This is a genomic window from Streptomyces globisporus C-1027, assembly GCF_000261345.2.
Taxonomy (GTDB): Bacteria; Actinomycetota; Actinomycetes; order Streptomycetales; family Streptomycetaceae; genus Streptomyces; species Streptomyces pakalii.
Window position 1 is genome coordinate 5,040,336 of sequence record NZ_CP013738.1, and the last position, 25,078, is coordinate 5,065,413.

Sequence of the window (25,078 nt, forward strand, 5' to 3'; positions counted from 1 at the left end):
CGTTCCGGCGGTGGCCCTTCCTTCCCGGAAGGGCCACCGCTCTTTCCCCTCTCTATGCGCGTAGAGTCAACGAGGACTCTTGCGTACGCACCCGGCCGGAAGGATTCCCATGGACGCCATCTCCGTCATCCGCACCAAGCGGGACCGAGGCGAGCTGACCCCCGAGCAGATCGACTGGGTCATCGACGCCTACACCCGCGGCGAGGTCGCCGACGAGCAGATGTCCGCTCTCGCCATGGCGATCCTGCTCAACGGCATGAACCGCACCGAGATCGCCCGCTGGACCGCAGCGATGATCGCGTCCGGCGAGCGGATGAACTTCGACGCGCTCTCCCGCCCCACCACCGACAAGCACTCCACCGGCGGCGTCGGCGACAAGATCACCCTGCCGCTCGCCCCGCTGGTCGCCGCCTGCGGCGCGGCCGTGCCGCAGCTCAGCGGCCGGGGCCTCGGCCACACCGGCGGCACCCTGGACAAGCTGGAGTCCATCCCCGGCTGGCGGGCCCACCTCTCCAACGAGGAGATGCTGAACGTCCTCGACACCACCGGCGCGGTCATCTGCGCCGCCGGTGACGGACTCGCCCCCGCCGACAAGAAGCTGTACGCGCTGCGCGATGTCACCGGCACCGTCGAGGCCATCCCGCTGATCGCCAGCTCGATCATGTCCAAGAAGATCGCCGAGGGCACCGGCGCGCTCGTCCTGGACGTCAAGGTCGGCTCCGGCGCCTTCATGAAGACCATCGAGGACGCCCGCGAACTCGCCTCCACCATGGTCGCGCTCGGCACCGACAGCGGGGTGCGCACGGTCGCCCTGCTCACCGACATGTCGACCCCGCTCGGCCTCACCGCGGGCAACGCCCTGGAGGTCCGCGAGTCCGTCGAGGTCCTTGCCGGCGGCGGCCCGCAGGACGTCATCGACCTCACCCTCGCCCTCGCCCGCGAGATGCTGGACGCGGCGGGCCTCAAGGACGCCGACCCGGAGAAGGCCCTGGCCGACGGCTCCGCGATGGACGTCTGGCGCCGCATGATCTCCGCCCAGGGCGGCGACCCGGACGCCACCCTCCCCACCGCCCGCGAACAGCACGTGGTCACCGCCCCCGCCTCCGGCGTCCTGATCCGCCTGGACGCCTACGACGTCGGCGTCGCCGCCTGGCGCCTCGGCGCGGGCCGCGCCCGCAAGGAGGACCCGGTGCAGGCGGGCGCGGGCGTCGAACTCCACGCCAAGCCCGGCGACACGGTCACCGAGGGCCAGCCCCTGATGACGCTGCACACGGACACCCCGGAGAAGTTCGACTACGCGCTCAAGGCCCTGCCGGAGTCGTACGACATCGCCCCGGCCGGCACGTCGTTCTCGCCGCTGCCGGTGGTGCGGGAACGTATCGCCTGACCTGCGGTTTTCTCGTACGGGTGAACGGGACCGGTGGACTGCCGCCGGTCCCGTTCGGCATGCTGGACTCGGCCCGAGGCGACGCACCGACAGAGGAGACCGCCATGGACCCGCTCACCGTCGACCCCGCGCCGGGCCAAGGGCAAGGCCAGGACTGGGACGACCTCGTCCGGATCTGGGAGGAGACGGACGCACCCGAGGGCTGCAAGGTGGAGATCATCGAGGAGATCGTCACCGTGTCGCCGCCGCCGTCCAAGGACCACAACACCACCGCTGCGCTGCTCCAGCGCAGGCTCTACACGGTGATCCCCGAGGACTGGGAGATCTACCAGACTTTCGGCCTCTCCCCCCCCGGGGCGGGGCGGGATCTACATCCCCGACCTCGTCGTCGTGGACCGAGCCACCGCCACCGGGCCGGGCAACACCGTCCCCGCCGAAGAAGCCCGCCTCGTCGTGGAGATCACCTCCCGCGCCAACGCCAACCACGACCGAGTCAGCAAGGTCAACGGCTACGCCAAGGCCGGAGTGGAACTGTTCCCGCTCCTCGACCCCTGGCACTCCGGCCGCCCGACCGCGACGCTTTACGGCGAGCCGGAGAACGGTACGTACCGAGTGCTGGAGACGGTCGAGTACGGGCGTGAGCTCACCCTCCCCGAGCCGTTCGGACTGGTCCTGGACACTGGCGTCTTCCCCATCAGTTGATAGACCGGCGGCCCGCCGCACGGATGCTCTCCGTGCGGCGGGCCGCCGTCATGCGTGGAGTGAACTACCCGCGAGCGCCCGTCACTTGCCCAGGTACGCGCTGTAGATCTGCACCGACGAGGTGTTGCCCTTCTTGTCGGTGACCTTGGCGGAGAAGGAGATCGCCTTGTTCTTCGCCGGGTTCTTGACGGTGATCTTCCCCTTCTTCACCGTGACCTTCTTCCAGGTCTTGCCGCCGTTGTAACTGACGTACGTCTTCAGCGACTTCAGGTTCTTGCCCGCGGCCGCGCCGTGCACCTTCACCGGCACCGAGACCGTCTTGCCCGCCTTGGCCCGGCCGTCGGCGCCGACGGCCGGGGTGAACCGGACCGTGGAGACCGGGAGCATCGTGAACTCGGTCTTCTTCGAGCTGAACGTCCAGGACGCGTCCACCCGGGTGGAGAGCGGGCTGATCTTCGCGCTGTGCTTGACCGAGGTCGACAGCTTGTAGGCCGCGGATCCGGCCGGGACCTTGAAAGATCCCTCGCCGCTCAGCGGGTCGTCGTTCTGGCCGATCTTCTTGCCGTTGCGGTGCAGGACGGTCTTGGCCGACGCATGCTCCATGCCGCCCGCGTTGCCCGCGCCGTCCGCCAGCAGCGGGAGGTATCCGCTGATCTCGTTGCCCTCACGGGCGACACCGAAGTCGTCGTTCACCAGCGGCTGGAACACCCCGTTGTTCACGGACTTGCTGTAGGACTTGCCCGCCTTGTACACCGCCTCCGGGCCGACGAAGTAGTTCGCTTCGTACGTCGGGAAGCCGTCCGCGTCGACCGCGCCCATCTGGCTGAAGTCGAAGGCCCAGGTCACCTTGTCGGCGGTGGAGAGGTACAGCGTGCGGGTGCCGGGCAGCTTCTGCTCGATCGAGGCGGCCACGCCGCCGTCCGCCGAGGGCAGGAAGCCCCAGGCGGCGACCGCGCCCTTCTTCTTCGGGGCGGCCGCGCCCATCGTGAACTTCACCTTGGCCAGCTGGCCGGTGGTGAACTTCCGGTCGTAGCCGGTCGCGAGCTGCTTGACCTTGCCGCCGACCGCGATGTCGTACTCGGTCGACGCGCCCTTGGTCCACATGCCCGACCAGTGCTGGGCGAGCGAGCCGTCCGTGATCTGCGGACCCACGTGCAGCGTGCGGAAGTGGGCCGGCGAGTCCATCAGCCAGCCGAAGGAGACGGCGTCGTTCTTCGACTCCACCGAGTAGTCCGGCGCGAACAGCTGGCCCTTCGCCTTGGCGTCCGGCAGCGTGATCTTCACCGGCTTCGCCTTGCGGGCGTCGAACGTCAGCGAGGTGTTCTTGGTGACCGCGACCTTCGGCTGGGCGATCCAGTCGGCGCCCTTGGTGAAGTCCTCCGGGTCGCCGTAGACCGTGGAGTTGACCACGTACGTGCCCTTGGGCACCCGGATCTTCGCCGTGCCGTTCACGACCTGCGGGCTCAGGAACGACCCGCCGACCTTGTCGTTGAAGCCGTAGAGTGTGCTGTCCGCGTAGGCCGCCGGGAGGCCCTTCCGGTCCAGGTGCTTGACGGTCAGGTCGTAGCTCTCGACCTCCCGCTCGACGGCGGCCGCCGTGCGCACGGTCTGCCCGCCGCCCGTCGCCACCACGTACGCGGAGTAGGTGCCGTCCGCCGTGCCGCCGATCCGGGTGTCGGCGGTCAGCGTCGCCTCCGCGGTGCCGCCCGCGGGAACGGTGACCTGGTCCGCGCCGAGGGTGAAGAAGCCCGCCGGGGCCGGCTTGCCCGTCGGGCCCGTGCCGGTCACCTTCAGGTCGAGGGTGACATCGGTCGTACCGAGGTTGCGGTACGTCACCTTCTTGCCGACCGGTACGTCATCGGTGTGCGGCCACTGCTGCACACCGAAGCTCACCGAGACCGGCTCCGCGACGACGCTCTGGGCGATCGCCCGGTCCACCTGGATCCGGCCGGAGCCCTGCTGGAACGGGTTGTACGCCCCGGGCTTCGTGGACGCGGTCAGCGCGCCCTTCAGCTCGCCGTACTTCCAGCCCGGGTGCTGCTGCTTGAGCAGCGCGGCCGCGCCCGCGACATGCGGGGTGGCCATCGACGTACCCGAGATGGTGGCGTAACCGGCGGGCTTCTCGCCCACCTCCTGGGCGATCAGCGAACCGGGCGGGATGGCCGCCGTGGTGTCCACGCCGGGAGCCGTCACATCCGGCTTGATCGCACCGTCGCCGATCCGCGGGCCGCGGCTGGAGAAGTCCGCCAGCAGGTCCTTGTCGTCGACCGCGCCCACGGTCAGCGCGGCGTCCGCGCTGCCCGGCGAGCCGACCGTGCCCGCGTCGTCGCCCTCGTTGCCGGCGGCGATGGCGAACAGGACGCCCTTCTCGGCCGACAGCTTGTCGACCGCCGCCTCCAGCGGGTCCACCTCGGGGCTGTCGGGCCCGCCGAGGCTCAGGTTGACGATGTCGGCGCCCTGGGCGACCGCCCACTCCATACCGGCCAGGATGCCGGAGTCATCGCCGTAGCCGTCGTCGTCGAGCACCTTGCCCGAGAGCAGCTTGGCGTCCGGGGCCACGCCCTTGAGCTTGCCGCCCGACTTGGCGCCGGTGCCCGCCGCGATCGAGGCGACGTGCGTGCCGTGGCCGACCCGGTCCTTCGTGTCCTTCGCGGCGCTGAAGTTCTTCTCCGCGAGGATCTGGCCCTTGAGGTCCGGGTGGGTGGAGTCCGTCCCGGTGTCCAGGACCGCGATCTTGACGCCCTTGCCGGTGAACCCGGCCTTCCAGGCCGCCGGGGCGCCGATCTGCGGGATGCTCTTGTCGAGGCTCGCCTTCCGTACGCCGTCCAGCCAGACCCGGTCGATACCGGCGGCGGTGGTCACCCGGTCGCCCCCGGCGCGACGCTCCGTGAGCGCCTTCCAGATCTCCGGGGCGTCGGTCGTCGGCGTCGTCACCGACTCGGCGTTCAGCGACCTCAGGCTCCGGCCGACCTCGGTGCCGCCCGCGTCGCGGACCTGCGCCTTCGCGGTGGCGGCCTGCTTGCCCCGGTAGCCGACGATCAGCTTCAGACCGTCCCGCTGGGCCCGGAGGTTCTCCGGACGGCTCAGCTCGGTGACGTCGAACAGCCGGCGGTCGAGCTTGCCGGAGACGATCAGCCGGTGGGCGTCGGCCGGAATGACGAGGGTGTGCCCCCGGTCGCTCATCCGCTGGACCGGGATGTGCTCCCGGCCCTTCGCGGGCCGGAAGGCGACCGGCTTGCCCTGGGCGTCCACGGTGACCCGGTCGCCGGTGACGAGGGCCAGCTGACGCGTCTCCCGGTCCTGGGCCTGCGCCCGGGTGCCGGCCGCCCCCTTCGGGTCCGGCTGGGCGACGGCGGGGCTGACCATGCCGGCCGCCAGCGCCACTGCGGCCGCCGTGGCGACCGCGGGTATGCACGCGTTTCTCACGTGTCTGCGCAACTCTCCCCCTGGAGAACTCGATGGTTCCTCAACCCGTCGGCCCGCAGATACGCAGAAGAGACGGCTGCGGCCGTCGGTTCACCCGACTAGAGGGGACACCGGGGAGATGGGTTCACAGGAGGGACACAAGAAGTCATGGGTTGACGCGAAAAGGCTCCTCCGCGGCGCGATGACGCCCAGGGGGCCGATGAATTTCGCCCGCCGGTCCGGTCTGCCTGGTGTGGATGCCGAAAACCCGATCACCCTGACCGTGACCGGCCGGGTCAGCCGTGCCGTCGTCCCCGACCTCTGCGCCGAACTGGAGCGCGCCCTCGCCGGTCCCCGCGGCGCCGCCCTCACCCCGGGCGCGGCGGTGGACTGCGATGTGGGCGGCATGATCCGGCCGGATCTCACCGCCGTCGAGGCGGTGGCCCGGCTGGGCCTCGTCGCCCGCCGGGCCGGACACACCCTGCGGCTGCGCCGGGTGCCCCCCGAACTCCGGGCGCTGCTGAACCTGGTGGGGCTGGCCGACGTGGTGACCCTGGAGGAGGACCCGGAGGAACGCGTGCCGGGGCGGTACTGACGTACGCGGGTGGGGAGGGCAGGCGCCGTACGCGTCCGCCCTCCCCACCCGTCCGGCTACGCCTCCCGCGCGTCCGCCGGGAGCCGGTCCGGCAGACCGAACAGCGGGAACCAGCGCGGGACGTCCAGGAAGCAGTGCATCCCGGTGATCGCCCCGTCCTGGACGTCGATGACCTGGACCGCCCACGGCACGAACCCGGAGCCGTCCTCGGCGGGCTTGTAGTGCGCGAAGGCGGGGGAGCCGTTGGCCGAGACGGGCACCAGCCGGGAGCCCGCGCAGGCCGCGCCGATGGAGGTCATGAAGCCCGTGATGTCCCCGGTGCCCTGGAGCCACAGGTCGAACGGCGGCATCGTCATCACCGCGTCTTCGTGGAGCAGCGCCGTCAGGGCGGCCATGTCATACCCCTCGAACGCCTTCACATAGCGCTCCAGGAGCTTCTGCTGCTCCTCGTCGAGCGGGTCCGCCGCATCGCCCGCCTTGCCCTCCGTCTCGGTCAGCGTGGCGCGGGCCCGCTGCAGGGCGCTGTTGACCGAGGCCACGGAGGTCTCCAGCAGCTCGGCGACCTCGGCGGCCTTCCACGCGAGGACCTCGCGCAGGATCAGCACGGCCCGCTGCTTCGGCGGCAGGTGCTGGAGGGCGGCGACGAACGCCAGGCGCACCGACTCCCGCGCCACCGCCGCCTCCGCCGGGTCCTGGACCGACGGCAGGATCCGGCCGTCGGGCATCGGCTCCAGCCAGACGTTCTCCGGGCGGGGGCTCAGCGCGGCCTGGGCGAGCGGGGTCGGGCCGGTCAGATCGACGGGGCGGGCCCGCTTGTTGCCCGCGTTCAGCATGTCCAGGCAGACGTTGGTGGCGATCCGGTAGAGCCAGGAGCGCAGCGAGGAGCGGCCCTCGAACTTGTCGAAGTTGCGCCAGGCCCGGACCAGGGTGTCCTGCACCGCGTCCTCGGCCTCGAAGGCGGATCCGAGCATCCGGTAGCAGTAGCCGGTCAGCTCGACCCGGTGCCCTTCCAGACGGCTGTCGATCCCGGCGGCATCCGGCTTCCCGGCGTCCGCCGCCGCTCCCGCGGCCGTCGTCGTGGTCAGATCGCTCATCGCTCCACCCCTGTCGCGCGCCCTCGCGCTGTGGCATCCGTCACCCGGTACGTCGGAAGCTAACGCAGGCCACTGACAGTCGGGGGCGGAAAACGAACAAGGGGTACCGGAGGCCGTGGCTCCGGCCACGATCCGTCCGGCACCCCTCAGGAGATCCGTCCGGCACCCCTCAAGGATGCGCCCAGCGCCCCGCTCAGGTCCCGGGCTTGCGCCCGTACACATACACGTCGTCGCCGTTCTTCAGCAGTTTCCAGTATGCCTTCGCGTCGGCGGGCCGCATGTTGACGCAGCCGCCGGAGCCCGGCGGGTTGTACATGGACTTGGTGACCGAGTGGAACGCCTGGCCACCGTCGAAGAACTGGGAGTACGGCATCCAGACCTTGTAGATCGTCGACCAGTGCTTGATGCTGCGCCAGTAGACCTTCTTGGCTCCGGTCCGGGTCTCCGCGCCGTCCCGGCCGGTCCGCACCGGTACCGGACCGTACGTCAGCTTCTTGCCGTCCTGGATCCAGCTCAGCTGCCGGGTCAGGTCGACACAGGCGATGCGTCCCTTGTTGGTGGGGCACTTCCCCGCCTTGTTGGGGTTCTTCCCGGCCGCCTTCTGGGCGAGCATCGTGTTCATCGTGCGCCAGGTCAGCGGACCGGCGTAGCCGATGGTGGGGGTGATCCCGTGGGCCTTCTGGAACTTCTGGATCGCCTTGCAGTCGGCCGTCGACTGCTTGCCGTCCACGGGCCGCTTGAGGAACTTCTCGACCTGCTTCTGGTGGGGGCCCACCGACTTCGTGCAGGACGCCGCCTGGGCGGCGGTGCCGCTGCCCAGGACCAGGGCCGGAGCGGCCACCAGCCCGGCGACGGACAGCGCCACCCCGCGTCGCAGCCGTCTGCCGGATGTCTTCGCCATGTCTCCCATGCGGCAACTCCCCTTCGCCCACAGTGGTTTTGTGGTTACGCCTGGTAGACGTGCGAGGGGGAGTACTGGTTGCGCGCGGGTATGTCTCGGTTGCGTCCCGGTCCGGCATAGCCGGGATGACGGCCTCCGGTCTGCGAGTGCGCCAGGGCCGCTCAGCGGGTCGCCGGAACCAGCGCCCGCCGCTCCGCCCGCGCCACCCGGGTCCCGTACAGGGTGATCGAGACGACGCCGAGGACCGCGAGCAGGCCCAGTGCCACCGTCGCCGCCCAGCCCCCGGCGTGGAAGGCGACCGCGCCCAGCGTGCCGCCCGCGCTGGAGCCCAGGTAGTACGCCGACTGGTAGAGCGCCGACGCCTGCGCCCGGCCCTCCGTCGCGGTCCGGCTCACCGAGGACGAGGCGACCGCGTGTCCGGCGAAGAAGCCGGCCGTGATCAGCACCAGGCCCAGCAGCACGGCGGCCAGCTGGTCCGCCAGGGAGAGCAGCAGCCCGGCGGCCGTGGTGGAGACGGCCAGGTAGAGCGCGCCCCGGCGGCCGAGGCGGGCCACCAGACGTCCGGCGGCGGCGGAGGAGACCGTACCCACCAGGTAGACGAGGAAGATCGACCCGATGACGCCCTGCGGCAGGCTGAACGGCTCCTCGACCAGCCGGTAGCCGATCACCGTGTAGACCGCGCCGAACACCGTCATGAACAGGGCCCCGATCGCGTACAGCCGGACCAGCAGCGGGTTGCCCAGGTGGGTGGCGACGGTCTTCGCCAGGGCCTTCGGGTTCAGCGAACCGGGGCGGAAGTTCCTCGCCTTCGGGATGAGGAAGTGGAAGGCGACGGCGCACGCCAGCGCGAGCAGCCCGACCGCCGCGAGCGCGGCGCGCCAGCCCCACGCCTGGGCGACCCAGCCGGTGAGGATGCGACCGCTCATCCCGCCGATGCTGTTGCCCGCCACGAACAGCCCGATCGCGGCGATCAGCGCCTTGGGCCGTACCTCCTCCGCGAGATAGGCCATCGCGGAGGCCGGAAGCCCGGCCAGCGCCGCACCCTGGACGGCGCGCAGCGCGATCAGCGCGCCCATCGACGGGGCGAGGGGCACCAGCAGCCCGACCAGCACCGCGATGGCCAGCGACGCCGTCATCATCTGCCGGCGCCCGAACCGCTCGGAGAGCGCGCTCAGCGGCAGCACGAACAGGGCCAGGGCCCCGGTCGCCGCCGAGACCGTCCAGCTCGCCTGTCCGGCGGTGGCGCCGAACGACGCGGAGACGGCGGGCAGCAGGGCCTGGGTGGAGTAGAGGAGGGCGAACGCCGCGACACCGGCGGCGAAGAGGGCGAAGCTCATCCGGCGGTAGCCGGGGCGGCCGGGCTCCAGGCGCTCATGGGGGGAGGCCGGCGCGGCGGTGGTGGTGACGGGGGACGACGGGGCAGAGGCACCCACCACGACGGTGGATGCCCCGGTATCAGCGGGAGGCATACGTCGAAAGTAGACCCGCAGGTTTCATGCGTCCAATGCACGAAACTGCGATAATCAATCCCATGGCGCATGAACGCAGCTCAGGACCTCGGCTGTCACCAAGCAGTTACGAAGAAGACATCCGGGCCGTGCTCGCGCCCCGCCTCGCGTACTTCGAGGCGGTCGCCCGGCACGAGCATGTGACCCGCGCCGCACACGAGCTGGGCGTGCCGCAGTCCACGCTCTCGCGGGCCATGGTCCGGCTCGAAGCGGACCTGGGCGTCGCCCTGTTCGCCCGCAAGGGCCGCACGGTCTCCCTCACCCCGGCGGGCCGGACCTTCCTCGGCTCGGCCGAACGCGCCCTGGCCGAGGTGGAGAAGGCCGCCGACTCGGTCCGGGCGGACGCCGACCCGACGGCGGGCCGGGTCTCCTTCGGCTTCCTGCACACCATGGGCTCCGAGACCGTGCCCGCCCTGATCCGCGCCTTCCGGGTCGACCACCCGAGGGTCCGCTTCCAGCTCGTGCAGAACTACGGCGAGGCCATGATCGAACGGCTCCGCGCGGGCGGCCTCGACCTCTGCCTCACCTCGCCCGTGCCCGACGCCCCCGACCTGGTCACCCGCCGCCTCGACGAACAGCGGCTGCGCCTGGTGGTCCCGGACGACCACCGCCTCGCCTCCCGCCGCCGGATCCGCCTCGCGGAGGCCGCCGACGAGACGTTCGTGACGCTGGAGCCGGGTTACGGGCTCCGCCGGATCACCGACGACCTCTGCGCGGAGGCGGGCTTCACCCCGCGCGTCGCCTTCGAGGGCGAGGAGGCGGAGACCCTGCGCGGGCTGGTCGCGGCCGGGCTCGGGGTGGCGCTGCTGCCGCCGCCCGCCGTCGCCCGCCCCGGGGTCGTCGAGCTGACGGTGACGGCCCCGCGCGCGGCCCGCGAGATCGGCGTCGCCTGGCTGGACGGACACCCCGACACCCCGCCGGTCGCCGCCTTCAAGCGCTTCCTGCTCTCGCGGCGGGGGAACCTGCTGCCGGACTGAGGGGGAAGGGCGAGGCCGAGGGGACCAGGCGTGGTCGGGGCCGTCTTCCTGCGGGGAGCGGGGTGGCTGCACCGCCGCCGCGCCACGCGCGCCACGGACACCCCCACGGCACAGGTCGTCGTGGTGATGGCGGCGACCCTGGTGGCAGCCGCCCTGGCCGCCACCGCCGCCACGGACACCGTGTGGCTCGCCCTGCTGCTGGCCGCCGCCGGATGCGCGGCCGTGTGGGCGGCCACCGTGCTGCTGCTCCGGGGGCTCGCACGGCGGCGGACGGCCTGACGCCGGCTCCGGCCCGGCGGTGGCAGCCTGCGCCGCGGACTCGCACGGCGGCACCAGGCCTGACGCCCACCCTGCCCCGGCGCCCGCCCCGATCCTGTGCCTGACCCCACCCCGCCCCGACGCCCCCTCAGTGCCGCAGCGACCGCCCGAACCCGGCGGCCAGCGGCATCCGCAGCCCCAGCGGCGGCGGTGCGGCGAGCGCGTCCGCGACCGGGCGGGCGTAGGACCGGGCGAAGAGCGAGCCCCGGACGAAGTCGGCTGCCAGCGCGACCACTTCGGAGCGGTGCTGGCGCAACGCGTGCCCGTCGGAGTGGACTTCGAAGCGGCAGGTGTCCCGGTTGGCCTTCTTCGCCCGCTCGGCCAGCCGGTAGGACAGCTCCGGGTCGGTGCGCTCGTCGTTGGTGCCGTGCACGATCAGCACCCGCCGCCCCATCAACTGCTTCACCGGCTCCGGTCCGGCCGCCGTCGCGTCCGGCAGCCAGGGGGCCATCGCCAGGACGGAGGTGACCGCACCGTGCCCGGCGGCCCGCAACGCGGCCCGCCCGCCCACCCCGTGGCCGACCAGGCAGACCGGGACGTCGCCGTAGAGCCGCTGGACCTCGTCGGCCGCCCACGCTGCGTCCTCGGCGGGATGCGCGCCGTCCGCGTTCCAGCCCCGGCAGCGGTAGCGCAGCACGTGCACCGCGAGCCCGTCGCCCTCCCCGGCGCGGGCCAGGGCGCGGGCGAACGGCAGCTGTATCGCGTACGAGAGGGTGGAGGGGCGGCGGTGCGAGTCGGCCTCGCCGTCCGGGAGCAGCAGAACCACGCCGCTGACCTCGTCGGTTGCTCCGGCCGTCCGAACGGCCCGTCCCAGCCTGGCTGCGGGCAGGGGGAGTGCGCGCTGTCCCATGACAGAACAGTCTCAGAAGAGCAGGTGTACTCCACCCGACTTTCCGGTCACCGTTACGCATCGACAACCGGCGCTCTACGCGCGTAGGCGCTAGAGTGCGAAGATGACGAGCCAGACCCCGAATGTCCCTGATTCCGACCAGATCCGGCGCGCCCCCAAGGTGCTGCTCCACGACCACCTCGACGGCGGCCTGCGGCCGGGCACCATCGTCGAGCTGGCCCGCGCGCAGGGTTACGACTCCCTCCCCGAGACCGAGCCGGACAAGCTCGGCATCTGGTTCCGCGAGGCCGCCGACTCCGGCTCGCTGCCCCGGTATCTGGAGACCTTCGCCCACACCTGCGCCGTCATGCAGACCCGTGACGCGCTGTTCCGCGTGGCGGCCGAGTGCGCCGAGGACCTCGCCGAGGACGGTGTCGTCTACGCCGAGATCCGCTACGCCCCCGAGCAGCACCTGGAAGGCGGCCTGACCCTCGAAGAGGTCGTCGAGGCCGTCAACGCGGGCTTCCGCGAGGGCGAGCGCATCGCCCGCGCCAACGGCCACCGCATCCGCGTCGGCGCCCTCCTCACCGCGATGCGGCACGCCGCCCGCGCCCTGGAGATCGCCGAGCTGGCCAACAGCTACCGCGACCAGGGCGTCGTCGGCTTCGACATCGCGGGCGCCGAGGCCGGCTTCCCGCCCACCCGCCACCTCGACGCGTTCGAGTACCTCAAGCGCGAGAACAACCACTTCACGATCCACGCGGGCGAGGCCTTCGGCCTGCCGTCGATCTGGCAGGCCCTCCAGTGGTGCGGCGCCGACCGGCTCGGCCACGGGGTGCGGATCATCGACGACATCGAGGTCGCCGAGGACGGTTCGGTCTCCCTCGGCCGCCTCGCCTCCTACGTACGGGACAAGCGCATCCCGCTGGAGATGTGCCCGACCTCCAACCTCCAGACCGGCGCCGCCGACTCGTACGCCGAGCACCCGATCGGACTGCTGCGCAAACTGCACTTCCGCATCACGGTGAACACGGACAACCGGCTGATGAGCGGGACCAGCATGAGCCAGGAATTCGAGCTGTTGACCGAGACCTTCGGATACACGCTCGACGACATGCAGTGGTTCACAGTCAATGCGATGAAATCAGCTTTCATTCCTTTCGACGAACGTCTCGCGATGATCAATGACGTCATCAAGCCCGGATATGCCGAGCTGAAGTCGGAGTGGCTCTTCCGTCAGACCGCTGTGACCAGCAGTTCTGCGGTCTCCGGGAGCTGAGTGACGCATCAGGTGAAGGGGTCGGGAAACGGTTTCCCGGCCCTTTTCCCGCGTGTCGGGATGTTTGCGGATCGGGCGGTGGGCTGGCTAGTTTGCAGAGCCGCTCACATCCCCTTCCCCAAGGATGAATTCTCCATGAAGAAGTCTGCCAAGACTCTCGGTGTCGCCGCTCTCGGTGCCGCTTTCGCCGCTGCCGCCGCCGGCAGCGCCTCCGCCGCTCCCGCGCTGCCGCTGGACGCCGCGGCCGGGGCGCTCCCCGTCTCGACGATGGCGCTGGACACCGTCGCGCAGTCGGTCCAGAACGCGCCGGTCCAGGACACCGTCGGCAAGGTCCTCGGCGGCCAGGCCACCGACGCGGCCGCCCCGGTCACCGGTCTGCTCGGCGGACTGCCCACCCAGGGCCTCACCGCCAACGGGATCCCGCTCGGCGGCTGATCCGCGCCCGCGCGCCGGGATCCGGCGCGCACCCGCACATGCCGGTGGGGCGCACACCCTGGTCCAGGGTGTGCGCCCCACGGCGCGTTCTCGTCCGGCTTCTCGCTCCCCGTGGTCCGGCGCGTCACCAGGCCGTCGCGGAAGAGGTGGACTTCTCCGAGGGCAGCAGCGCCCACAGCGCCAGATAGAGCAGGAACTGCGGACCGGGCAGCAGGCAGGACACGACGAAGATCACGCGCATCGTGCTCGCCGACGTACCGAAGCGCCGGGCGAGGCCCGCGCACACTCCGCCGATCATGCGGCCTTCGCGGGGGCGGACAAGTGCGGCCATGGTGGGCTCCTTCGCGAACCGTAGCGGGAGGAGCAGCTTTCTCTGCTCCCCGATGTATCCATGGTGCCGCCGCGACGGGGGACAAAGCATCGCTCTACGGGGCGAGGCCGACCCCGGTAATCGTCGGGGTCGATCCCTGAGGGGCCTCGTCCCCGAGTCGGGTCTCGTGGCGGCGGTGGGGCAGGTCCCGCACCCCCGGCAGCCCCCGGCGGCGCAGCCGCGCCCGGCAGACCGGCACGACCAGCAGATGGGCCAGGACCACCCCGGTGGTGTTCAGCAGCAGCGAGTCGATGTCGACGACCTGCCCCGGCACCCCGGTCTGCCCCAGCTCGATGGCCAGCGAGATCAGCGCCCCGGCGGCGACCGTACGCAGCAGCGAGACCCAGGGGGAGACGAAGATCCGGCCCCCGGCCATCGGCAGCAGCACCCCGAGCGGGGCCAGCAGCACCAGCGCCCCACCGATCCGGCGGGCCGCCTCGGCCGGTCCCAGCGCGAGGTCCGCCCTGATCCCGGCGAGCGGCTCGAAATTCGCCGCCGTGATCCAGGGGACGTCCAGCGGGCGCAGCGTCAGCCACCCGACGAACAGGAGATGTGCGATCAGGAGGGTGATGCCCGCCGCGCGCAAGGGGATGACGGTCTGGCCGTCCGAACTGTGACGCACGCCCACCAAGACGCCACGACCGGCAGGATCGGTTCCGTACGGTCGAGGGTGACTGCGTACGAACGCTCCCGGCAGGGCCCGCGTCAGTCCAGCCGGAGCGCGTCCGGCGTGGCCAGGTCCCCCGGCCGGGACTTCGTCTGCGAGGTGCACAGATAGCCGCGCGGCGGGTAGTCCCCGGGCCCGCCCAGCACCACCGAACCGTCCCGGACCAGCGACTCGCTCTCCGCGTACGTGCACACCAGCTGGGCCAGCGCCTCCGCCGACAGGTCCTCCGGCTGGCTGCTCAGCCGCAGGGTGCCCGCCGGATCGCCGCTCCGGGACGGATCCACCCGCAGCCCCGCCGGGACCGCCGTGGTGAACCCGGCCCTCCGCTCGCCCGCGGACGGCGCCTCCTGGACCTCGTTCAGCAGAGCACGGGCCACCTCCACCGGCTCGGCGCCGACCGCGTCCGCCGGCATCGGCCGGTCCACGGTGACCAGCTGCGAGGCGCACACCAGATACACCTCGGCGCTCACACTGTCCGGCGACCGGGTGGCCACGTCGGAGGCGGAGAGCCGGCACGGCACCCGGGAGGGAGCGGCCCCCGCGTCCACCGGCACCGAGGTCGTCCGGATCCCGCACCCGGAGACCAGCGCCGCGACCGCCAGCAGGCCTGCCAGGGAGACCGCGGAACGCCCCCGCAGCGGGCTCCGCCTCCGGTACGTGACATCGTCGCGCTTCACGTCGCCCCGTCCTCGCCCGGTGCGCCCGCGCCCGGTTCGTCGTTCCGTACGATCCTCTCGGCGTCACGCGGCAGCCGCAGCGTGAACACGGCACCGCCGTCCGGGGAGTTCGCCGCCGAGATGTCACCGCCGTGGATGTGCGCGTTCTCCATGGCGATGGAGAGGCCGAGCCCGCTGCCCTCCGACCGCGGCCGGGAGGCGCTCGCCTTGTAGAACCGGTCGAAGACGTGCGGCAGCACGTCCTCGGGGATGCCCGGACCGTGGTCCCGTACCTCGATGACCAGCTCCTCGCCCTCGGTCCGCACCCGGACGCCCACCGGCGAACCGCCGTGCTTGAGGGCGTTGCCGATCAGGTTGGCCAGGATCACGTCCAGCCGGCGCGGATCGAGCCGGGCCATCATGCCGCGCTCCGCGTCCAGGTGCACCGCGTCCAGCCAGGCCCGCGCGTCGATGCACGCGGTCACCTGGTCGGCCACGTCGACGTCGTCCAGGACGAGCCGGGCCGTGCCCGCGTCGAAGCGGGTCACCTCCATGAGGTTCTCCACCAGGTCGTTCAGCCGCCGGGTCTCGCTGACCACCAGGTGCACGGCCGGCGCGATCATCGGATCGAGGGTGTCCGCCTCGTCCTCCAGCACCTCGGCCACCGCGGTGATCGCGGTCAGCGGCGTACGCAGCTCGTGCGACATGTCGGCGACGAACCGCCGGCTCGCCTCCTCCCGCGCACTCATGTCCGCGACCTTCTTCTCCAGCGAGCTCGCCGTCCGGTTGAACGTACGGGAGAGATCGGCCAGTTCGTCCGTGCCGGAGACCACGAGCCGGGTGTCGAGCTTGCCCTCGCCGAGCTTGCGGGCCGCGTCGCCGAGCCGCTGCACCGGGCGCAGCACCGTCGTCGCGGCCGCCTGCGCGAGCAGCGCCGAGCCGACCAGCGCGAGGGCGGTGGCGATCCCCAGTGACCAGGCCAGCGAGTTGAGGTCCTGCCGCTCCTGGTCGAGGGACTTGAGCATGTAACCGGTCGGGCCGCCGCCGATGATCCGCGTACCGGCCACGAGATACGGCGTCCCCGCGATGCTCGTACGCTGCCAGAACAGGTGGTACTCGTGCTCGTTGCTCGACGTCAGCGGCTGCTTGCGGGCCACCTGCTGCTGCAGCGAGTCCGGCACGTGGGCCCGGGTGAAGGTGTCCAGGTCGGAGTAGCCCACGATCGGCTTGCCGCGCTCGCGCTCGGCCTCCAGCAGCACGCTGTAGCCCGGGCTGCTGGACGCCATCTCCCCGGCCGCCCGCTGGAGATCGTCCTTGGTCGGCCGCGTCGGCAGCGCCGCCGCCGTCTCCTGCATCTGCCGCCGGAAGTCATCGAGCGCGGCGCCCTGCGTACGGGTCAGCACGGCCTCGCGGTTGAGCCAGTACGCGATGCCCGAGGCGGACGCCGCGGCCACCAGCGCCACCAGCGCGAACACCACGACGAGCCGCATGCGCAGACTGGTCCAGCGCAGCCCCGCACGCGGGGACCGCTTGGCGGTCTCGGTCACTGAGGTGAGTCCAGCCGGTAGCCCACGCCCCGCACCGTACGGATCAGGGTCGGCGAGGACGGCACGTCCTCCACCTTCGCGCGCAGCCGCTGCACACAGGCGTCCACCAGACGGGAGTCGCCCAGATAATCGTGCTCCCAGACCAGCCGCAGCAACTGCTGCCGGGACAGGGCCTGTCCCGGCCGGCGGCTCAGCTCCAGCAGGAGCCGCAGCTCGGTCGGCGTGAGCTGCAGGTCCTCCCCGTCCTTGGTGACGGTCATGGCGGAGCGGTCGATCACCACGTTGCCGAAGGTCGCCGAGTCGGTCGACTCGCGCTCCCCGCGGCGCAGCACCGCCCGGATCCGGGCGTCCAGCACCCGGCCCTGGACGGGTTTCACCACATAGTCGTCCGCGCCGGACTCCAGTCCCACCACGACGTCGATGTCGTCGCTGCGCGCGGTCAGCAGAATGATCGGCAGCTGGTCGGTGCGGCGGATTCGCCGGCACACCTCGAAACCGTCGATCCCGGGCAGCATCACATCCAGCACGACCAGGTCGGGCCGCTGCTCGCGCAGCAGCTCCAGACCGTCCTCTCCCGTCGCCGCGGTGGCCACACGGTGGCCCTGGCGTGACAGCGAGAGTTCGAGGGCCGTGCGGATGGCGTCGTCGTCCTCGATCAGCAACAGGAAAGGCACGAGCGTCATTCTGGCCCATGGTGGCGCTTCAGTTCGACCTGTGGTCCCGTCCGATTGTCCGGGCACGGCCGCAACCGCCCCTGTGACAGGCCTGTGACAGTCGGGGGACAGCGCCATGAAACTGCCCCGGCAAGCTCTTGGTCAGCAAGGAACGAACGGACTCCACCGATAGGGGGCGCGAGATGAACGCACTGCACAGCACCAGCTCAAGCGCAGTTGTGACGCGCCTCCACGACATCGGGCGGAGCAGCGAGAAGTCCGGTGTGACGAACGTACGGGGGTGTGTTCGGAGCGCCGGGCGTCAGCATCTGCCGTCGCAGTCGACCGCGGAGCAGCCGCGTTCGATGTACATGACGGTGGTTGACGCACCCACGGGGGATGTGGGGGGCAACGGGGGAAGCGCGTACGGGAAGGCCACGGGGGATCGCACCACGGGGGCGGAGAACGCGGACGCCGAAGCGGCGTTCACGGCCTACGTCCAGGAGCGACGGGCCTCCCTGTACGCCACCGCCTACCACCTGACCGGTGACCGGTTCGAGGCCGAGGACCTGCTGCAGAGCGCCCTCTTCTCGACGTACCGGGCCTGGGACCGGATCAGCGACAAGGCGGCCGTCGGCGGCTATCTGCGCCGCACCATGACCAACCTGCACATCAGCGCCTGGCGCAGGCGCAAGCTCAACGAATACCCGACCGAGGAGCTGCCGGAGACGGTGGGCGACACGGACGCGATGCGCGGCACGGAGCTGCGGGCGGTGCTGTGGCAGGCGCTCGCCCGGCTGCCCGAACTCCAGCGCACGATGCTGGTCCTGCGGTACTACGAGGGCCGCACCGACCCGGAGATCGCGTCCATCCTCGACATCAGTGTCGGCACGGTGAAGTCGAGCATCTGGCGCTCCCTGCGCCGGCTGCGCGAGGACGAGGTCCTCAGCTTCGGACGTGACGAGCAGGAGTCCTTCGGCGAGCTGGTGGCCTGAGGCAGGGCCCTCCGCTTCGGGGGAGGCGGGGGCCACGGGGGAACACGGGGGAGCAGGAAAACGGGGACCGAGGGGACCCGGGGGAAAACGGGGGAGTACGGGGAAAGGCCCATCGCTTCGGGGGAGGCGCGGGCCACGGGGGAAACGGGAAAGCAGCGGGGTCGTACGGGCCGGGGGGTCCTGTACGGCCCCGCTGTCCGTGTGCCCTGACCGTTACGGTGTGGCCGGCGCCGTTGTTCCCGGCCCCGCGAACCAGGAAGCGAGCACGTGAGCACAGCAGGAGCAGCAGGCCGTACGCGACCGGCGTGGAAGATCTGGGCGGTCGTGGCCGCCGTCGTCGTCGTGGTGATCGCGGGGCTGCTGCACGTCTGGCGCAACACCAATGTGCTGACGGCGGATCGGCTCTGCGGGGACCTGGTCTCGGCGGAGAAGGCGGACGCCGTCCTTCCGGGGTCCGGGCGCCTGGACGCCGAAGGGGGCGGGCTGGACGGCGACGACCTGACGGATACGCGGTGCGGGGTCGAGAAGTCGTCCGTCGTCCTCGGTTCCGGCGCGAGCGGGCTGAGTGTCCGGCTCTGGGGGGCACGGGGCTATGACCCACTGGCGTTCGAAGGCGAGCCCTACCCGCCGGGCGCCTCGTACTTCACCGGCGAGGTGACCGGCGGGGCCAATGCGTACAAAGCGTGGGTCATGCTGCCCGAGAAGTGCTGGACCGACCGGCCGGTGGTCGCCGAGTTCAGCGTTGACGAACCGGCCGCCGACCGCACCGCCTTTGCCGCCCTGGCCACCGACACCGCACGGACCATCGCGGCCCGGGCCACGTGCGGTGACCTCCCCGAGAAGCCCGGAACGCTCATCTCTCCCCGCTCCGATGCCGCGCGCCCGGTCTCCGAAGCGCAGGTGTGCGGCCTGGACGGCCTGACCGTGGAGGGGCAGGCGCCGGCCGGGACGAAGGTGCTCGAAGAGGAGCAGAAGGCCCCCGCCGACCTGTGGTTCTGCAAGCTGACCCTGGACGACGAGACGAGTGGCTTCGTCCGTGGTGACGGCTTCATGAAGTACACCGCCACCACGGACCCGCTGCTCATCGACGCCCTGCGGAAGTTCCCGGGTACGGAGAAGGGCCGGGCGCCGGACGGCCGGGAAGCCGAAATCGTCGACAAGGGGGTCGGATTCATCCTGCCCTGTGTCGGCAGCGGCCCTCTCTACCTGGCGATGGAGTCGGGGCAGCAGTACCTGGAGGCGAGCAAGCGCCACGCGGACCTTCCCCGGAGGGACGCGTACTTCGCCCCCTTCATGAAGGCCGCCACCAAGACCTTCGGCTGCGCCACCCCCGCAACCGGCTGAGCGCGAGCACGGGGGCGTCCGTCCTATTCCGGGACCGGCGCTCCCACGCTCGCCCGCCGATACCGCCCCGCCGCCGCCGCGGCGAACCGCCCCAGCGCCTCCTCCTTGCCGCACGGATACGCCCCCAGCGCCGTCTGACGGGCCACGATGCGCCGCTCGGCCCGCATCAGCCGCCAGCCGCGCCGCAGCAGGAACGGGACCGACTTGCGGCCCTCGCGCAGGTCCCGCAGCAGCCGGCGGCGGAAGGTCGTGGTCGGGCGGCCGCGCAGGCAGAGCGCGTCCGCGAGCAGGCCTGTTTCCTGGCAGCGTTCCACGATGTCCGCCGCGAAGATGCCCTCCGCCACGAACAGTGGCGAGCGCTCGATGTGGAAGGTCTCGTGCCCCGTACGGGAGCTGGTCGCGATGTCGTACACCGGAACGTCCGTACGGCCTCGCCGGCACAGCTCGGCGATCGCGGCCACCGCCGCGTCCGCGTCCCAGGACCCGGCGGAGTCCCAGTCGATGTCCGTCGAGCCGGGGACCCGGGGCAGCGTCGGGTCGTCGTACTCCTTGTAGAAGTCGTCGAGGCGCAGCACCGGAAGGCCGGTGCGGGCGGCGAGGACGGACTTGCCGGAGCCGGAGGGGCCCGCGAGCAGCACGACGCGGGTCGGGATCGGTTGGGAACTCACAGAACAGAAGTGTGAGGCATTGACCCGCGCAGGGGACCCCTCGGGCCTCCTGTTGGTATCCAGCATCACACCTCAACTACTCTGCGCGTACGGACGATTACCCGACCAGGCTCGATCAGGTGGAAAAACATGGCACTTCATGCACGTAAGCCCGAACGTCGCGTCCTGCTGCGCGCCGGTCTGACCTTCACCGCGCTGGGGGCCGCGCTGGGGGCCGGTGCGGGCTCCGCACAGGCCGCCCCCCAGCTGCCTCCGGTCGCGGAGATCCCCGAGCAGGGCGTCTCCGCCGTGCAGGCGGTCACCGAGTCGGCCGGACCCGCGGTGACCGGCGCGCTCGGCACCTCGGTGGCGAGCAGCCTCGCCCCGATCACCGACCTTCAGCTGCACCCGCTGGCCAACACCGGCGTGGACCCGCTGGACAACGCCGTGGGCACCCAGATCGCCGACTTCAAGCCGGTGACCACCGCCATCGTCACCGACCCGATCACCAGCGGCGGTTCGCTGAGTGACCTGCCCGTGGTGGGTCCGGTGACCAAGCTCGTCACCGGCTGACGCACGCGGGCACGGATACGGACACGCGAACGGGGCCGCCCCGGGGTGGGAGGGCGGCCCCGTTCGGGTACCTGGCGGGAGGTCCCTGCTCAGTACGAGGAGCCCGCTGCTCCCAGTGCGCCCGTCGGGTGCCAGACCGTCTTGGTCTCCAGGAACGCCGTCAGACGGTGCGTGCCGGGGGAGGCCGGCCAGTCCTCGGAGTCCGACGTGCCGTCCGCGTCCACAGGCTGTGGACGGAGGACGCGCTTCAGGTTGTCCGCCGCCGCGATCTCCAGCTCCTTCGCCAGCGCGGCGTCCGCGCCGGTCAGGTCGATCGCGTTGACGTCCTGGTGGGCGGCGAGCGGCGCGGCGATCTCCGCTGTGACGCCCGACAGGATGTTGACCACACCGCCGGGTACGTCGGAGGTGGCCAGCACCTCGCCCAGCGACAGCGCGGGCAGCGGGGCGTCCGCCGAGGCGATGACGACCGCCGTGTTGCCGGTGGCGATCACCGGGGCGATCACCGAGACCAGCCCGAGGAACGACGACTTCTGCGGCGCCAGGACCGCGACGACGCCCGTCGGCTCCGGGGTGGAGAGGTTGAAGAAGGGGCCCGCGACCGGGTTGGCCCCGCCCGCGATCTGGCCGATCTTGTCGGTCCAGCCCGCGTACCAGACCCAGCGGTCGATCGCCGCGTCGACCGCGGCCGCCGCCTTGGACTTCGACAGCCCCTCGGAGGCGGCCACCTCGCGGACGAACTGCTCCTTGCGGCCCTCCAGCATCTCCGCGACGCGGTAGAGGACCTGGCCCCGGTTGTACGCGGTCGCGCCCGACCAGCCGCCGAACGCCTTGCGCGCGGCCACGACCGCGTCGCGCGCGTCCTTGCGGGAGGACTTCGGAGCGTTGGCCAGCCACTGGCCCTTGCCCGCCGCGCCAGCGGCTGATGTCTTCGTCGTCACCTCGTACACCCGGCCGCTCTCGGAGCGGGGGAACTTGCCCCCGACGTACAGCTTGTAGGTCTTGAAGACGCCAAGACGGTTCTGATCAGACATCGAGGTACGCCTCCAGGCCGTGGCGGCCGCCCTCGCGGCCGAAGCCCGACTCCTTGTAACCGCCGAACGGCGACGTCGGGTCGAACTTGTTGAACGTGTTGGCCCAGACGACGCCCGCGCGGAGCTTGTTGGCCACCGCGAGGATGCGGGAGCCCTTCTCCGTCCAGATGCCCGCCGAGAGGCCGTACTGGCTGTTGTTGGCCTTGGCGACCGCCTCGTCCGGGGTGCGGAACGAGAGCACGGAGAGGACCGGGCCGAAGATCTCGTCCCGGGCCACCGTGTGCGCCTGGGTGACGTTCGTGAAGAGCGTCGGGGCGAACCAGTAACCGGAGGAGGGCAGTTCGCAGGGGGCGCTCCAGCGCTCCGCGCCCTCCGCCTCGCCCGTCTCGACCAGGGAGGTGATCCGGGCGAGCTGCTCGGCGGAGTTGATCGCGCCGATGTCGGTGTTCTTGTCCAGCGGGTCGCCGAGGCGGAGGGTCGAGAGCCGGCGCTTGAGCGCGTCCAGCACCTCGTCCTGGACCGACTCCTGGACCAGCAGCCGGGAGCCCGCGCAGCAGACCTGGCCCTGGTTGAAGAAGATCCCGGTGACGATGCCCTCGACGGCCTGGTCGATCGGGGCGTCGTCGAACACGATGTTCGCGCCCTTGCCGCCCAGCTCCAGGGTGACCTTCTTGTCCGTACCCGCGACGGAGCGGGCGATGGCCTTGCCGACGGCGGTCGAACCGGTGAAGGCCACCTTGTTGACGTCCGGGTGCGTGACGAGCGCCTCGCCCGCGTCCCCGTAGCCGGTGAGGATGTTGACGACGCCCTTGGGGAGTCCCGCCTGGCGGCAGATGTCCGCGAAGAAGAGCGCGCTCAGCGGCGTCGTCTCGGCCGGCTTCAGGACCACCGTGTTGCCCGTGGCGAGCGCCGGGGCGATCTTCCACGCGAGCATCAGCAGCGGGAAGTTCCACGGGATGACCTGGCCGGCCACGCCCAGCGGACGGGGGTTCGCCCCGTACCCCGCGTGGTCGAGCTTGTCCGCCCAGCCCGCGTAGTAGAAGAAGTGCGCGGCGACCAGCGGGAGGTCCGCGTCGCGGGTCTCCTTGATGGGCTTGCCGTTGTCGAGCGTCTCCAGGACGGCCAGCTCACGGCTGCGCTCCTGGATGATCCGGGCGATCCGGAACAGGTACTTGGCGCGCTCGGAGCCGGGCAGCGCCGACCACTTCTCGAACGCCTTGCGGGCCGCCTTCACGGCCCGGTCCACGTCCGCCGTGCCCGCCTGCGCGACCTCGGAGAGGACCTCCTCGCTGCTCGGCGAGACGGTCTTGAAGACCTTGCCGTCGGCGGCCTCGGTGAACTCCCCGTCGATGAACAGCCCGTACGACGGGGCGATGTCGACGACGGAACGGGACTCCGGCGCCGGTGCGTACTCGAATGCGGATGCCATGGCTATCAGTCCACCGTCACGTAATCGGGGCCGGAGTAACGGCCGGTGCTGAGCTTCTGGCGCTGCATCAGCAGGTCGTTGAGCAGGCTGGACGCGCCGAACCGGAACCAGTGCGGGTCCAGCCAGTCCTCGCCCGCCGTCTCGTTCACCAGGACCAGGAACTTCACCGCGTCCTTGGTGGTGCGGATGCCGCCGGCCGGCTTCACGCCGATCTGCACGCCGGTGGCCGCCCGGAAGTCCCGGACCGCCTCCAGCATGAGGAGGGTGTTGGCGGGGGTGGCGTTGGTGGCCACCTTGCCGGTCGAGGTCTTGATGAAGTCCGCGCCCGCCAGCATCCCGATCCAGGAGGCCCGGCGGATGTTGTCGTACGTGGACAGCTCGCCGGTCTCGAAGATCACCTTGAGGCGGGCGGGGCCGCACTCCGCCTTCACGGCGAGGATCTCCTCGTACACCTTCAGGAACCGGCCGGAGAGGAACGCCCCCCGGTCGATCACCATGTCGATCTCGTCGGCCCCGGCCGCCACGGCGTCGCGGACGTCCGCGAGCTTGACGTCCAGCGCGGCACGGCCCGCCGGGAAGGCGGTCGCCACGGACGCCACCTTCACGCCGGAACCGGCGACCGAGGCGGCCGCGGTGGCCGCCATGTCGGGGTAGACGCAGACGGCCGCGGTGCGCGGGGTCGTGCGGTCGGTCGGGTCGGGATTGACGGCCTTGGCGGCGAGAGCCCGGACCTTGCCCGGGGTGTCCGCGCCTTCCAGCGTCGTCAGGTCGATCATCGAGATGGCGAGATCGATGGCGTACGCCTTGGCCGTCGTCTTGATCGAACGGGTTCCGAGGGAGGCGGCGCGCGCTTCGAGGCCGACGGCGTCGACGCCGGGCAACCCGAACAGGAAGCGGCGCAGCGCACTGTCGGACGCCGTCGCGTCGGCAAATGCGGGAGCAGTGGTGGGCATGGTCACCAGAGGAGCATATCTACGCGCGTAGCGACCTGTACAGGGGGCCGGGCGATCCGTGCGTTCCGGCCCGGGGGCGCGAGCGCGGGCGGGCGCTCCGCCGGGCCGGACGCCCATCGGGCAGAATCGGCCCCATGACGAGCCCCACACCCCCCGCAGAGCCGCCCCACGCGGACCGGACCTACCGCTCCGTGGCCGCGCTGGTCTGCGGGTCGCTGCTGCTCCTGCTGATCGCCTGGATGGCCGGGGACGCCATGATCCGGGGCGAGGGGCGCACGCCGTGGCTCGCGCTGGCCGCGCTGCTCCTCGTGGTGCCGCTGGTGGTGGCGTTCACCCTGCGGCCCGCCGTCTTCGCGAACGACGAGCGCATCCGGGTCCGCAACCCGTTCCGGACGATCCAGCTCCCCTGGACCGAGGTCGCCGACGTACGGGCCTCGTACTCCTCCGAACTGCTCGCCCAGGACGGTACGAAGTACCAGCTCTGGGCGATCCCCGTCTCCCTGCGCGCCCGCAAGCGCGCGGCGCGCAGCGCGGCCCGGGCGGCGCACGACGACCCCTACGGCCGTACGTCGGTGAGCGCCGACGTCCGCGACTCCGCCGGGCGCACGGGCTCGGCCGACCAGACCGTCCGCGATCTGCGGGACATCGCCGAGCGAGCCGGTGACACGACTCCGGAGGGCGTGGACCGGGGCTCGGTGCGCTGGGCGTACGAGGTGATCGCCCCGGCCGTCGCGGGGGCCGTCCTGCTGGTGGTGCTGGTGGCGGTGGGCTGACGCCGACGCC

The 25,078-nt window shown here is 71.6% G+C and carries 24 protein-coding genes and 1 pseudogene; 11 read left to right on the forward strand and 14 right to left on the reverse strand.

Going from position 1 to position 25,078, the window contains the following annotated elements:
• The first annotated feature begins 109 nt into the window (after positions 1 to 109).
• Together WQO_RS22300 and WQO_RS22305 are read left to right on the forward strand one after the other, a co-directional pair.
• On the forward strand, positions 110 to 1,387 hold the full coding sequence (locus WQO_RS22300; protein ID WP_010058565.1) for a thymidine phosphorylase: 1,278 nt from the start codon (positions 110 to 112) through the stop codon (positions 1,385 to 1,387).
• A 104-nt stretch (positions 1,388 to 1,491) separates the two neighbouring features.
• A pseudogene (locus WQO_RS22305) lies at positions 1,492 to 2,089 on the forward strand (Uma2 family endonuclease).
• Positions 2,090 to 2,170: 81 nt separating this feature from the next.
• Here WQO_RS22305 and WQO_RS22310 read toward each other — a convergent pair.
• The gene (locus WQO_RS22310) at positions 2,171 to 5,455 is read right to left on the reverse strand and encodes a S8 family peptidase (protein WP_050992277.1); all 3,285 of its coding nucleotides are present in this window, start codon (positions 5,453 to 5,455) and stop codon (positions 2,171 to 2,173) included.
• A gap of 259 nt (positions 5,456 to 5,714) precedes the next feature.
• Here WQO_RS22310 and WQO_RS22315 point away from each other — a divergent pair, with 259 nt between their 5' ends.
• Positions 5,715 to 6,089 (forward strand): STAS domain-containing protein, encoded by a 375-nt coding sequence (locus WQO_RS22315; RefSeq protein WP_010058562.1) that lies wholly within the window; start codon positions 5,715 to 5,717, stop codon positions 6,087 to 6,089.
• A 56-nt stretch (positions 6,090 to 6,145) separates the two neighbouring features.
• On the opposite strand, the gene WQO_RS22320 is transcribed toward WQO_RS22315, so the two are convergent.
• From WQO_RS22320 to WQO_RS22330, 3 genes are all read right to left on the reverse strand, one after another.
• Positions 6,146 to 7,183: a sigma-70 family RNA polymerase sigma factor gene (locus tag WQO_RS22320; RefSeq protein ID WP_010058561.1), complete on the reverse strand. Its 1,038-nt coding sequence runs from the start codon at positions 7,181 to 7,183 to the stop codon at positions 6,146 to 6,148.
• Between the two features lie 193 nt (positions 7,184 to 7,376).
• Entirely contained in the window at positions 7,377 to 8,093 is a 717-nt protein-coding gene (locus WQO_RS22325; RefSeq protein ID WP_010058560.1) for a L,D-transpeptidase family protein, read from the reverse strand.
• A 152-nt stretch (positions 8,094 to 8,245) separates the two neighbouring features.
• Entirely contained in the window at positions 8,246 to 9,553 is a 1,308-nt protein-coding gene (locus WQO_RS22330; RefSeq protein WP_029182098.1) for an MFS transporter, read from the reverse strand.
• A gap of 62 nt (positions 9,554 to 9,615) precedes the next feature.
• Between WQO_RS22330 and WQO_RS22335 the strand changes: the two genes are divergently transcribed.
• Together WQO_RS22335 and WQO_RS22340 are read left to right on the forward strand one after the other, a co-directional pair.
• Positions 9,616 to 10,569, forward strand: a complete 954-nt coding sequence (locus WQO_RS22335) for a LysR family transcriptional regulator (RefSeq protein ID WP_006127074.1) — start codon at positions 9,616 to 9,618, stop codon at positions 10,567 to 10,569.
• A 30-nt stretch (positions 10,570 to 10,599) separates the two neighbouring features.
• Entirely contained in the window at positions 10,600 to 10,848 is a 249-nt protein-coding gene (locus WQO_RS22340; RefSeq protein WP_010058555.1) for a hypothetical protein, read from the forward strand.
• A 127-nt stretch (positions 10,849 to 10,975) separates the two neighbouring features.
• Here WQO_RS22340 and WQO_RS22345 read toward each other — a convergent pair whose 3' ends face one another.
• Positions 10,976 to 11,653 (reverse strand): alpha/beta hydrolase, encoded by a 678-nt coding sequence (locus WQO_RS22345; RefSeq protein WP_010058554.1) that lies wholly within the window; start codon positions 11,651 to 11,653, stop codon positions 10,976 to 10,978.
• A 187-nt stretch (positions 11,654 to 11,840) separates the two neighbouring features.
• Between WQO_RS22345 and WQO_RS22350 the strand changes: the two genes are divergently transcribed.
• Together WQO_RS22350 and WQO_RS22355 are read left to right on the forward strand one after the other, a co-directional pair.
• Positions 11,841 to 12,995, forward strand: coding sequence for an adenosine deaminase (locus tag WQO_RS22350; protein ID WP_010058553.1), 1,155 nt, complete (start codon positions 11,841 to 11,843; stop codon positions 12,993 to 12,995).
• A gap of 135 nt (positions 12,996 to 13,130) precedes the next feature.
• Positions 13,131 to 13,430: a hypothetical protein gene (locus WQO_RS22355; RefSeq protein WP_010058552.1), complete on the forward strand. Its 300-nt coding sequence runs from the start codon at positions 13,131 to 13,133 to the stop codon at positions 13,428 to 13,430.
• A 124-nt stretch (positions 13,431 to 13,554) separates the two neighbouring features.
• On the opposite strand, the gene WQO_RS22360 is transcribed toward WQO_RS22355, so the two are convergent.
• The 5 genes from WQO_RS22360 to afsQ1 all read right to left on the reverse strand — a co-directional run bounded on the left by WQO_RS22360 (position 13,555) and on the right by afsQ1 (position 17,344).
• Positions 13,555 to 13,761 (reverse strand): PspC domain-containing protein, encoded by a 207-nt coding sequence (locus tag WQO_RS22360; RefSeq protein ID WP_010058550.1) that lies wholly within the window; start codon positions 13,759 to 13,761, stop codon positions 13,555 to 13,557.
• Positions 13,762 to 13,855: 94 nt separating this feature from the next.
• Positions 13,856 to 14,428 (reverse strand): VanZ family protein, encoded by a 573-nt coding sequence (locus WQO_RS22365; RefSeq protein ID WP_029182097.1) that lies wholly within the window; start codon positions 14,426 to 14,428, stop codon positions 13,856 to 13,858.
• A gap of 77 nt (positions 14,429 to 14,505) precedes the next feature.
• Positions 14,506 to 15,144, reverse strand: coding sequence for a lipoprotein (locus tag WQO_RS22370; protein WP_010058547.1), 639 nt, complete (start codon positions 15,142 to 15,144; stop codon positions 14,506 to 14,508).
• Complete coding sequence (locus tag WQO_RS22375; protein WP_010058546.1) at positions 15,141 to 16,670, reverse strand: sensor histidine kinase; 1,530 nt, start codon at positions 16,668 to 16,670, stop codon at positions 15,141 to 15,143. The genes WQO_RS22370 and WQO_RS22375 overlap by 4 nt, the downstream gene beginning before the upstream one ends.
• Positions 16,667 to 17,344, reverse strand: coding sequence for a two-component system response regulator AfsQ1 (gene afsQ1, locus WQO_RS22380; RefSeq protein WP_006127084.1), 678 nt, complete (start codon positions 17,342 to 17,344; stop codon positions 16,667 to 16,669). The genes WQO_RS22375 and afsQ1 overlap by 4 nt, the downstream gene beginning before the upstream one ends.
• A gap of 182 nt (positions 17,345 to 17,526) precedes the next feature.
• Between afsQ1 and WQO_RS22385 the strand changes: the two genes are divergently transcribed.
• Positions 17,527 to 18,318, forward strand: coding sequence for a SigE family RNA polymerase sigma factor (locus tag WQO_RS22385; RefSeq protein WP_029182096.1), 792 nt, complete (start codon positions 17,527 to 17,529; stop codon positions 18,316 to 18,318).
• A gap of 324 nt (positions 18,319 to 18,642) precedes the next feature.
• Positions 18,643 to 19,662 carry a hypothetical protein gene (locus WQO_RS22390; protein WP_010058542.1) on the forward strand — a complete coding sequence of 340 codons (1,020 nt, stop codon included), beginning with the start codon at positions 18,643 to 18,645 and terminating at the stop codon, positions 19,660 to 19,662.
• A 23-nt stretch (positions 19,663 to 19,685) separates the two neighbouring features.
• Here WQO_RS22390 and WQO_RS22395 read toward each other — a convergent pair whose 3' ends face one another.
• A complete protein-coding gene (locus tag WQO_RS22395; RefSeq protein WP_073820408.1) occupies positions 19,686 to 20,396 on the reverse strand; it encodes a hypothetical protein in 711 nt (236 codons plus the stop codon).
• Positions 20,397 to 20,459: 63 nt separating this feature from the next.
• Between WQO_RS22395 and WQO_RS22400 the strand changes: the two genes are divergently transcribed.
• Positions 20,460 to 20,882 carry a hypothetical protein gene (locus tag WQO_RS22400; RefSeq protein WP_010058539.1) on the forward strand — a complete coding sequence of 141 codons (423 nt, stop codon included), beginning with the start codon at positions 20,460 to 20,462 and terminating at the stop codon, positions 20,880 to 20,882.
• Positions 20,883 to 20,971: 89 nt separating this feature from the next.
• Here the strand turns inward: WQO_RS22400 and WQO_RS22405 are convergent, their stop codons facing one another.
• From WQO_RS22405 to deoC, 3 genes are read right to left on the reverse strand one after another with little or no spacing between them, the layout of a single operon-like run.
• Positions 20,972 to 21,913 carry an aldehyde dehydrogenase family protein gene (locus WQO_RS22405; protein ID WP_010058538.1) on the reverse strand — a complete coding sequence of 314 codons (942 nt, stop codon included), beginning with the start codon at positions 21,911 to 21,913 and terminating at the stop codon, positions 20,972 to 20,974.
• The gene (locus WQO_RS22410; protein WP_010058537.1) at positions 21,906 to 23,342 is read right to left on the reverse strand and encodes an aldehyde dehydrogenase family protein; all 1,437 of its coding nucleotides are present in this window, start codon (positions 23,340 to 23,342) and stop codon (positions 21,906 to 21,908) included. Before WQO_RS22410 ends, WQO_RS22405 begins: the two co-directional genes overlap by 8 nt.
• Before the next feature lie 5 nt (positions 23,343 to 23,347).
• Positions 23,348 to 24,295, reverse strand: a complete 948-nt coding sequence (gene deoC, locus WQO_RS22415) for a deoxyribose-phosphate aldolase (RefSeq protein WP_010058536.1) — start codon at positions 24,293 to 24,295, stop codon at positions 23,348 to 23,350.
• A gap of 134 nt (positions 24,296 to 24,429) precedes the next feature.
• Here deoC and WQO_RS22420 point away from each other — a divergent pair, with 134 nt between their 5' ends.
• A complete protein-coding gene (locus WQO_RS22420) occupies positions 24,430 to 25,068 on the forward strand; it encodes a PH domain-containing protein (RefSeq protein ID WP_010058535.1) in 639 nt (212 codons plus the stop codon).
• Positions 25,069 to 25,078: the final 10 nt, after the last annotated feature.

What these genes read in the sequence shown, in the direction of transcription:
- WQO_RS22300 (WP_010058565.1), top strand. Translation starts at nt 110, where the DNA reads ATGGACGCCATCTCCGTCATCCGCACCAAGCGGGACCGAGGCGAGCTG.
- WQO_RS22310 (WP_050992277.1), bottom strand. Translation starts at nt 5,455, where the DNA reads ATGGTCAGCCCCGCCGTCGCCCAGCCGGACCCGAAGGGGGCGGCCGGC.
- WQO_RS22315 (WP_010058562.1), top strand. Translation starts at nt 5,715, where the DNA reads ATGAATTTCGCCCGCCGGTCCGGTCTGCCTGGTGTGGATGCCGAAAAC.
- WQO_RS22320 (WP_010058561.1), bottom strand. Translation starts at nt 7,183, where the DNA reads ATGAGCGATCTGACCACGACGACGGCCGCGGGAGCGGCGGCGGACGCC.
- WQO_RS22325 (WP_010058560.1), bottom strand. Translation starts at nt 8,093, where the DNA reads ATGGGAGACATGGCGAAGACATCCGGCAGACGGCTGCGACGCGGGGTG.
- WQO_RS22330 (WP_029182098.1), bottom strand. Translation starts at nt 9,553, where the DNA reads ATGCCTCCCGCTGATACCGGGGCATCCACCGTCGTGGTGGGTGCCTCT.
- WQO_RS22335 (WP_006127074.1), top strand. Translation starts at nt 9,616, where the DNA reads ATGGCGCATGAACGCAGCTCAGGACCTCGGCTGTCACCAAGCAGTTAC.
- WQO_RS22350 (WP_010058553.1), top strand. Translation starts at nt 11,841, where the DNA reads ATGACGAGCCAGACCCCGAATGTCCCTGATTCCGACCAGATCCGGCGC.
- WQO_RS22355 (WP_010058552.1), top strand. Translation starts at nt 13,131, where the DNA reads ATGAAGAAGTCTGCCAAGACTCTCGGTGTCGCCGCTCTCGGTGCCGCT.
- WQO_RS22360 (WP_010058550.1), bottom strand. Translation starts at nt 13,761, where the DNA reads ATGGCCGCACTTGTCCGCCCCCGCGAAGGCCGCATGATCGGCGGAGTG.
- WQO_RS22385 (WP_029182096.1), top strand. Translation starts at nt 17,527, where the DNA reads ATGAACGCACTGCACAGCACCAGCTCAAGCGCAGTTGTGACGCGCCTC.
- WQO_RS22395 (WP_073820408.1), bottom strand. Translation starts at nt 20,396, where the DNA reads ATGCTGGATACCAACAGGAGGCCCGAGGGGTCCCCTGCGCGGGTCAAT.
- WQO_RS22400 (WP_010058539.1), top strand. Translation starts at nt 20,460, where the DNA reads ATGGCACTTCATGCACGTAAGCCCGAACGTCGCGTCCTGCTGCGCGCC.
- WQO_RS22405 (WP_010058538.1), bottom strand. Translation starts at nt 21,913, where the DNA reads ATGTCTGATCAGAACCGTCTTGGCGTCTTCAAGACCTACAAGCTGTAC.
- WQO_RS22410 (WP_010058537.1), bottom strand. Translation starts at nt 23,342, where the DNA reads ATGGCATCCGCATTCGAGTACGCACCGGCGCCGGAGTCCCGTTCCGTC.
- deoC (WP_010058536.1), bottom strand. Translation starts at nt 24,295, where the DNA reads ATGCCCACCACTGCTCCCGCATTTGCCGACGCGACGGCGTCCGACAGT.
- WQO_RS22420 (WP_010058535.1), top strand. Translation starts at nt 24,430, where the DNA reads ATGACGAGCCCCACACCCCCCGCAGAGCCGCCCCACGCGGACCGGACC.